5 protein-coding genes are annotated in these 5,494 nt (G+C 52.4%); 4 read left to right on the forward strand and 1 reads right to left on the reverse strand.

Annotation, left to right across the window (positions count from 1 at the left end):
• Positions 1-481 precede the first annotated feature (481 nt).
• Together AC4IE7_RS20285 and AC4IE7_RS20290 are read left to right on the forward strand one after the other, a co-directional pair.
• Positions 482-1,066 carry a tetratricopeptide repeat protein gene (locus tag AC4IE7_RS20285; RefSeq protein ID WP_490778696.1) on the forward strand — a complete coding sequence of 195 codons (585 nt, stop codon included), beginning with the start codon at positions 482-484 and terminating at the stop codon, positions 1,064-1,066.
• 96 nt (positions 1,067-1,162) lie between these two features.
• Complete coding sequence (locus AC4IE7_RS20290) at positions 1,163-1,984, forward strand: SDR family oxidoreductase (RefSeq protein WP_490778697.1); 822 nt, start codon at positions 1,163-1,165, stop codon at positions 1,982-1,984.
• Between the two features lie 218 nt (positions 1,985-2,202).
• On the opposite strand, the gene AC4IE7_RS20295 is transcribed toward AC4IE7_RS20290, so the two are convergent.
• The gene (locus AC4IE7_RS20295; RefSeq protein WP_490778698.1) at positions 2,203-2,754 is read right to left on the reverse strand and encodes an REP-associated tyrosine transposase; all 552 of its coding nucleotides are present in this window, start codon (positions 2,752-2,754) and stop codon (positions 2,203-2,205) included.
• A 329-nt stretch (positions 2,755-3,083) separates the two neighbouring features.
• Between AC4IE7_RS20295 and AC4IE7_RS20300 the strand changes: the two genes are divergently transcribed.
• Together AC4IE7_RS20300 and AC4IE7_RS20305 are read left to right on the forward strand one after the other, a co-directional pair.
• Positions 3,084-4,211 (forward strand): glycosyltransferase, encoded by a 1,128-nt coding sequence (locus AC4IE7_RS20300; protein ID WP_490778699.1) that lies wholly within the window; start codon positions 3,084-3,086, stop codon positions 4,209-4,211.
• A complete protein-coding gene (locus AC4IE7_RS20305; RefSeq protein ID WP_490778700.1) occupies positions 4,208-5,323 on the forward strand; it encodes a glycosyltransferase in 1,116 nt (371 codons plus the stop codon). The genes AC4IE7_RS20300 and AC4IE7_RS20305 overlap by 4 nt, the downstream gene beginning before the upstream one ends.
• Positions 5,324-5,494: the final 171 nt, after the last annotated feature.

Below are 5,494 nucleotides of genomic sequence, written 5' to 3' on the forward strand. Positions count from 1 at the left end.
ATAGTTTGTTTATTGCCAGCAGCGTCTCTACACCGGCGCGTCGGGTGGTTTGGTTTTGGTTGGGCATGGTGCGGCAGGGCCGCACCCTACAGGTGAATTTGTTTCGGGAGATATTCCGATGCCCCCCGGCGAGTCACTTCCTCGTTGAATACGGCAACCCGTAGCCTGGATGAAGTGCAACGGAATCCGGGAGAACAGCGCACCAATCTTCCCGGATTCCGCTTCGCTTCATCCAGGCTACCTTGCTGTTCGATCTAGCCGATTTTAACTGGTGAATTTTCAGCGGCAAAAAATGATATGGAGCACAAAGCTTAGGGATATCTTTATTGACATATAAGCAGGCCAAGCGGCACTCTAAGTCACTCTAAAAACTGGCTTGAATATATATCCCGGACTAGAATGGACTCAAACAACAAGCTCTACCGGGTCTGATAATTTGACTCGCCAAGATTTTTCACCTGCAACTAAGATATTGACTAATATGCCAAAATTTAGCGCTCTGACCTGGGTGGTCATTGTCATAGCTCAGATCACCTATGGCTTGATGGTCTACGCCGTAACCCGTAGCTACTATGAACAAAAACCGGCTGTAGCAGTAGCTGCATCTGGCAATAACGGTGTCACTGCACCGCACCCAACGCCCAATCCGATGGGTGCAAGCATAACACCTGGTAAACTCGGGCTCGCGCCAGCTGCCGAAGATCTCAGTCAGGACGATCCCGCCTTGATCGCTCGCCTGGCAGACAACTACTTCGCAGAGAAAAACTACCAGCAGGCTATCGACCTCTATGAGCGTGCCATAACGATCAATCCAGACGATGTTGAATCCTATAACGATTTAGGCTTGGCTCTGCTCTATACCGGACAATCTGATCAGGCGGTTACTGTCCTGATGGCAGGCGTGCAGAAAAACTCTCAATTCCAGCGCATACAGCTTACCCTGGGTTTTGTGTTGGCACAGACTGGCGATAAGCAAGGTGCAGCTGATGCACTCAACAAGGCGATTGAGTTAGGCGCAGATAACAGTGTCGGCGTGGAGGCAAAGCGCATGCTTGGTGAGTTATAAAGTCACTGAACCTCTGATTAATTTAGAAACTGATCAGAGGTTCTTGGTTAAGGTTCACCAGCCACCAACACCACAGGGGTTCCTTAGGATTTGGATATGAATCAGCGAATGGATTTCAGCGGACGCTCAGTGCTTGTTGTCGGTGGTACCAGTGGCATCAATCTTGGTATTGCTGACGCGTTTGCCGCACAGGGTGCAGCTGTTGCTGTTGTCGGTCGTTCCCGAAAAAAGATGGAGAGTGCTCTCGAACTGCTGTCGAAAAGAGGCGGGGAAGTCATTGGACGCTGTGCTGATGTAAGGGAGCTGTCAGCGATAGAAAAAGTAATGTCTGAAATCAACGATGCCTTTGGTGGCATCGATATTTTAGTCTCCGGTGCAGCCGGCAACTTTCCCGCATCTGCTCTTGATATGTCCCCAAACGGTTTCTCTGCGGTTGTCGATATCGATCTGCTGGGTACCTACCATGTAGTGCGTAGCGCTTTTGCCTATCTCAATAAACCCGGTGCCGCTGTGATCAATATCTCTGCGCCCCAGGCCTTTATTCCGATGCCGATGCAGGCACATGTCTGTGCTGCCAAGGCGGGGGTTGATATGGTGACGCGGGTGTTGGCAATGGAGTGGGGCGAGGCGGGCGTCAGGGTAAACTCGATCGTACCAGGTCCGATTGCGGATACCGAGGGAATGAAACGTCTGGCGCCAACCGAGGAGGCGAAACGGATGATTGTTGATTCTGTGCCCCTGAAACGTTTGGGCAGAGCTGAGGATATAGCCAATATGGCGCTGTTTCTGGCTTCACCGATGGCATCCTATATCACTGGTGCAGTACTGCCGGTGGATGGGGGCTGGTCATTGGGTGGATTGAGCGTTATGGCGGCAGAGATGCAGAAACATATGAAGCCAACCCATTCCGAGAAATGAATTGACAGAAACCCGGTGCGGCAGGCCGCACCCACAACCGATTTGAATCCCGTAGAGTGCCGTCGATATGAACCCTCGTAGGGTGCGGCCTGCCGCACCATGTCCAAGCCAGAGTAACAGAGGAAACTCGCAGGCAGTGCTCAGATACAATAGATGCTCAAACAACCACCGTAGCTTTGATATTGATCTCGGTATGGCAGGCTGCACCTACAGCTGATTTACTCGCCCACACTATCCATCACCTCATCACAAATACCATTGCCACACCAATCCACCGGATAAGTCCCGTCACTAACGAATCGATGGAATGTTGACCAAGGCCAATCCCCAACCCCCCCGACCAACCCATGCTTAACCGGGTTGTAATGAAGATAATCAAGATGACGTGTGAGATCCGACTCATCACGGATCGAATGCTCCCAAAACCGCCGTTGCCAAATTGCAACCTCGCCACGTTTGCGCCTGGATAGACATGCACCACCATCGATACCGCCAGCAGCCAAGTAGCGCTTTGAGAATCTGCCTTTCACCCGATTCCATCGTAGTGAAAAATCCGAGTCCCCTTCAGGTAAGCTCCAGATGCAATGCAGGTGATCAGGTAACAGACAAAATCCAAGAGTGGTAAAAGGCATTTTCTGACCTGTTTCCAATATCGCATTACGCAAACATTGGCGCGCCAAAGGATCAGCAAACAAGGGCCGACGATTGAAAGTGACGACGGTAAAGAAATAGATACCACCCGCAACAGGATAGCGTTTGTAGTTCGACATATCGCCATTCCTTGGCAACGGATAGAGGTTGTTATTTTAGCACAGCCCACTAACGGTCCATCCGGTGCGGCAGGCCGCACCCTACGACTGATTAGAACCCTGTAGGGTGCGGCCTGCCGCACCATGTTCAAAGTCATGGCTATCGAATAGACTCATAGACCGCATTCGCTCCTATGTAAAGGTGGACGAATAAATAGCTCAATAGAATCCCACCCCCACTGACGCTGTGCCCATGTTTGTAAGGTGTTATTATGCATCGATATTGAAAGGGTAGTTCCATCCTGTTCAACCGCTTTTCGAGAATGGCACTATCTGGAAGCCAACCGCATATGACTGAATCACAAAACCCTGTTCCCCACGTCTGTCTGTTTATTCTGAAGTTCGGAGATGGTGGCGTGGAGCGCATGATGGTCAATATTGCCAGGGGTTTGGCATTGATCGGAGTAAGAGTCGATTTCATTATCAAAAGCAGGAATGCACCCTATCTGCATCTGTTACCTGATACGGTTCGAGTGATTAAGTTTCCCGTGGCGAAACAGAGTGAAGCACTGCCGAAACTGCTCGACTACCTACAGCAGAACGATCCCGATATTGTGGTTTCAGCAAAGATTATGGATGATGAGATTGCCCTGCAGGCCAAACAGCGTCATAAGGGAAAGACCCGCTTCTATCTGAGACCAGGTACCGCCCTGATATCGAGGATGAAGGCCCGAGGTATGGGTTGGCTTCGCCGCTGGTTGAAAACCCGTAATCTGGTGAAACTGTTCAATCAGGCGGATGGGATTGTTGCAGTATCCCAAGGTGTTGCCGATGAAGTGATGCAGCTCAGTAAGGTGCCAGAGGCGCGTATCACTGTCATTAAGAACCCCACCATTACACCTGAACTCTATGAGCAGTCCCAAGCTGAGATACCCGATCCCTGGCTGGCCCCCGATCAGCCTCCGGTGATACTCGGTATTGGGGGATTGCGCCGACAGAAAGACTTCCCCACCTTGTTGCGCGCCTTTGCTCAGGTGAGGCAGCAGCAGCCTTGTCGTCTGATGATTCTTGGACAGGGCAACAAGGAGGCGCAACTGAAAAAATTAGCACATGAGTCTGGTGTGAGTGACGATTTTCGTCTAGTTGGATTTGTTGATAACCCCTATGTCTATCTGAAGCATGCCGGGTTGTTTGTTCTCTCCTCTCTGTGGGAAGGGTCACCCAATGTCTTAACTGAGGCGATGGCTCTGGGTACGCCATCGGTGAGTACAGATTGCCCCTCAGGACCGTTTGAAGTCACCCGTGGAGGAGAGGTGCTGCCTTTGGTGCCGGTGGGGGATGTGGACGCATTGGCAGAGGCGATGCTAAAGACCCTTCGGCAACCCCAAGACCCGGAAAAACTAAAGTCGGCAGTGAGTGAGTACACACTTGAAAGAAGTGCCAGAAGCTATCTGGCTGCGTTTGGTCTGAAGCTTTGAGTAATCCTCCACGCATTGCCTGTTTTCTGGCGACTTCCGGTCACAGCGGTGTGGACCGGCTGATGAAGAATCTGCTGCCTGGGATGGCGGCTGCCGGGTATCAGGTCGATCTGTTGAAGATCCAAAATCATGGGCCCAGCCTAAGTCTGCCACTGGCAGATAATCTTCGGGTGATCGAGTTTAAAACCAGGCATGTCCTGACTGCTCTGCCTGAACTGATCGGTTACTTGAGAAGATATCGTCCCGATGTTTTGCTATCCGATAAGGACAGGGTCAATCGAACTGCACTGTTAGCCAATACCCTCAGCGGAAGTGGTGCCAGGACGGCTCTACGTATCGGCACCACAGTGAGCAAAAATCTGGCGAGTCGCAGTCGCTCGGATCGCTTCATACAGCGTAACTCAATGCGCTATCTCTACAAACTTGCTGGCACCCTGCTTGTCCCTTCTGCAGGCGCGGCTAATGATTTTGCTGACTACATCGGATTTGATCGGGAGCGCATTGCCGTAGTCCCAAGTCCGATCATCACCCCAGGGTTTTACCAACGTTTGCAAGAGCCTGTAGACCACCCCTGGTTCCGCCCGGGTGAGCCGAAAGTGATCCTTGGTGTCGGGGAGCTGTGCCGGCGTAAGGATTTCACCACACTGATCCAGGCTTTTGCCCTGCTTAGAGATCGATATGATTGTCGTCTGATGATCCTTGGAGAGGGGCGCGCCAGAGCGCGCCTGGAAGCTGAGGTCAAACGGCTGAATCTCGAAACGCGGGTATCACTGCCCGGTTTTGTGGACACGCCCTATCCCTATATGAGAGAGGCGGGTCTGTTTGTGCTCTCCTCCTTGTGGGAGGGACTGGCTGTGGTATTGGTCGAAGCGCTGGCGGCAGGAACGCCAGTGGCCGCCACCAACTGTCCGAGTGGTACGGAAGAGCTGTTGGGTGGACTAGAGGGAGAACCATTAGCGGAGATTGGGGATGTGGCTGGTCTGGCTGAAGCCATGGCCAGGCAGTTGGATAACCCGCTTCCGCCAGAGCAACTGAAAGCCGTTGCTGCCCCCTATACGCTGGAGAACAGCGTCGCCAGTTATCTCCGGGCGATGGGGTTGGCCGAGCCGTAGCTGGTTTGGTGCGGCAGGGCCGGCACCCTACGCTTGGTTCCCGGCCTAGTGTGGTGCGTCATATAAACCCTATATTTAGACAAGGCCTATCTCAGTTTGCGTTTAAATCACCTGCCTCGCCCTGCGGGAAGCCACTCAAGCCGCGATTGCGGCGTTGCACCCCTTGGTAAG

Source organism: Candidatus Thiodiazotropha sp. AKAK3 (assembly GCF_058244645.1).

Bases quoted from the DNA above. Each gene is read 5' to 3' on its own strand.
- AC4IE7_RS20285 (WP_490778696.1), top strand. From the start codon at position 482: ATGCCAAAATTTAGCGCTCTGACCTGGGTGGTCATTGTCATAGCTCAG.
- AC4IE7_RS20290 (WP_490778697.1), top strand. From the start codon at position 1,163: ATGAATCAGCGAATGGATTTCAGCGGACGCTCAGTGCTTGTTGTCGGT.
- AC4IE7_RS20295 (WP_490778698.1), bottom strand. From the start codon at position 2,754: ATGTCGAACTACAAACGCTATCCTGTTGCGGGTGGTATCTATTTCTTT.
- AC4IE7_RS20300 (WP_490778699.1), top strand. From the start codon at position 3,084: ATGACTGAATCACAAAACCCTGTTCCCCACGTCTGTCTGTTTATTCTG.